The organism is Bartonella sp. AA56HLJMS (assembly GCF_042197145.1).
Taxonomy (GTDB): Bacteria; Pseudomonadota; Alphaproteobacteria; order Rhizobiales; family Rhizobiaceae; genus Bartonella.
This window is the reverse complement of sequence record NZ_JBHIRL010000061.1, coordinates 1-2,828: the sequence shown is the minus strand read 5'-3', so window position 1 is coordinate 2,828 and position 2,828 is coordinate 1. Positions and strand designations below refer to the sequence as shown.

The window sequence follows — 2,828 nt, the reverse complement described above, 5'->3', positions numbered from 1 at the left end:
GTATCCCAATCCTTCATCCGATAAATCATTGATCATATCTACGCGATTATGTACTACCCCCTCAAGCGGTGCGACATTGAGCTGTCCTACTGCTTGGTGGGCTGTAGCGGTGTTGCGGTTGAGTGCATCAATGATTTGTCCAGCATCTTGCCCCATCGCCCTCTGTCCAGTTGTATCAGTAAGGATGATAGTCCCATCGCTGATAGCAGATTTGGTTTCCCCTTCTACTCCATCATGCGCTTTTTAGGAGCTTCAGCATTACGCTTTTTAGGGGATACATCATTGTGCTTTTTAGGGGCTTCAGCATTACGCTTTTTAGGGGCTTCAGCATTGCGCTTTTTAGGGGCTTCAGCATTACGCTTTTTAGGGGCTTCAGCATTGCGCTTTTTAGGGGCTACATCATTGCGCTTTTTAGAGGCTTCTTCACTATATTTTTTATAGGCTTTATCGCTGTATTTAAATCCTTCTTCCAGCAATTCTGTTGCCATTTTACGGTCTTCACCAGCTGTTTGTTCCAGCTTAGTGACATCTATTTGTGATACACCCTTATGAGCTTCAGCGGTATTACGGTTAAGGGAAGCTATGGTTTGATCAACGCCTTGCCCTGTCAATGCCTTCTGCCCTGCTTCATCAGTAATGACGATGGTGCCATCGCTAATGGCAGATTTGGTATATCCTTCCCTTGAATCCTGTTGTTCTGCATGATCTAAAACATTTTTGGTAATGTTTTTAGCGATGTCGTATTCGCCCATTGCACCACCCGCTGCAATGCTAATCCCATCACTGCTGGCTTTGGCACTCGCACTGTTGGTAATATCACTGGTGCTGATGCTTCCTGTGGTCAGGCTGTTTTTTTCTGCCAAGGCTGTGCTTTCAATAATACCTCCAGTCAGCGTTGTTTTATCTTTAACGGTGATCTCAAAGCCGTCATCACGGGCTTTAATGCCTGATTGTTCCACAACACTGTGATAATCGCTGGAGGATTGATCATTTTGGAAAGAGACGTTTATTGATGCACCATCAGGCTTTCCATTGCCTTTAACCCCAACAGAAACAGAGTTTTTTTTGCTGGAACTTTGTCCCGTATCACTGCGGCTGACAACGGTAAAATCACCTCCTACTTCCATTTCTACACGCTCTCCAGAAACCACGGCGCCTGCCAATGTGGTGTTTGCCCCACTCGTGGTATGAACAGTGCCGGTGCCAATAAGATAGCTGTTCTTTTGTTGAACCTGTTCACTGGAACCTTCTCCTTGACTAAAAGAGATATTGCCGGTTACTTCCCTACCACCAGTACCATAACTATACCCAACATTCATTGAAGCGCTTTGGCTATGTTTTTGTTTGCTTTGCGTGTTTTGCGCACTTTCAAAGATGATATCTTTACCTGCTCCCATGGTGATATTCCCGCTCTGTGTATCATTGCTTTGCCTCGGGTTTGTACCAGCGATAATATCGGCTCCAACACCATGGATGCTACCTTTGTGGGCTTGCATATTAACAGCGCGTCCTGCTTCTATTGTATCTGTCACCGCTGTGGAGACTTGAGTAGAGGCTTCTGTCTTCCCTGTCTCAAAGCCCACTGTCACACTAGCTGAAACATCAGCCATATTGGCAAGAGCACCTTTTGGTGAGCCACCCTTTATCCCATTGTAAAGATCTTTGCTTTTGTTATAGAGATCATAGCCTTTTAGACCAGAAATAAGACCATTGCCGATTTTGTGTTTTGTATCCCCATGACCAAAACGTTTGACTGCATCCTTTACATCTTTTACTGTACCAAGAATACCCACATTGACAGAACCTGTAACACCAGCAAAGAAATTTTCATGTTTTTTTTGTGTCTTAGAGATATCTTGGCTTTCCGAAAGCGTGATATTATTGCCAGCATCGATGTTCACATCACGATCAGCTAAAACATCTGCCGCTTGCATGTTCACATCACAATCCGCAGTAATCTGCACATCTTGGCGTGCTGTGATGTGCGATTGAATGGAAGCTGTTTCCCATTGATCACCGGTGTCCTTCGTGCTCTTAACCCCAACACCCAAGGAAACACTGCTGCTGCTCTTTCCAAACTGAAACCCAAAACCTTCCCGTTCTTCTACAGAGTTTGATTTATGGCTATTATGACCCACAAGCACATTGACATCACGGGCTGCGGTAAGATTAATATCTTCCCCTGCAAGATCAGAGCCCACAATTGTCACATCTTTTTTCTTGGCAATGATGTTGATAGTGCCATACGCATTCAAAGAAGAGCCTTGATGTTCAAAACTCTCTTCATTTTGCACCTTTTCCTCACTCCCATATATCGATAAAAAGCCCTTGCCTGAACCCGCGCCAAAACCAGATGCATGTTCTTCTGAGTGGCTGCTATGGTGATCTTGCATGCCATCAATCGTCACATTTTCTGCTGTCACATTGATGTTTTGACCTGAAAGCAGATGAGAAGCAGAAATCTTGGCATCTCCTTGTGCGTCTATGTCAACGTTGCCCGTTGCACCCAGAACAGAGGAGACCGTTGTGGTGTGCAATTGAGATGTGTTGGAAGATTCCTCGTAAAAAAATCCACTTAACGACGATTGCTGTTGTTGGTCAAACTGTTCTTGGGCTCCTTTTATGAGAATATTCCCACCAGAATGAATAGAAACATCCGCTTTTGCCTGATCTTCTGCTGTTTCCTTTCCTTTGCCAGCAAAAAGCATAGACCCAATGATTGTGGTATCATTGCCAGATTCAACAGCAACCCCTTCACCCCCTGTTATGCTTGACCCCACAACTTGGCTCACATCCATCTTGTTATGCTCAGATTTGCTGCTACTAAA

Annotated in this window: 1 protein-coding gene; it reads right to left on the bottom strand. The window is 44.7% G+C overall.

Features of this window, described 5'->3' with window-relative positions; all coding sequences use genetic code 11:
* Positions 1 to 224: 224 nt before the first annotated feature.
* Positions 225 to 2,828: hemagglutinin repeat-containing protein (locus ACFINI_RS09700; protein WP_375648022.1), on the bottom strand; the 2,604-nt coding region annotated here is incomplete at its 5' end.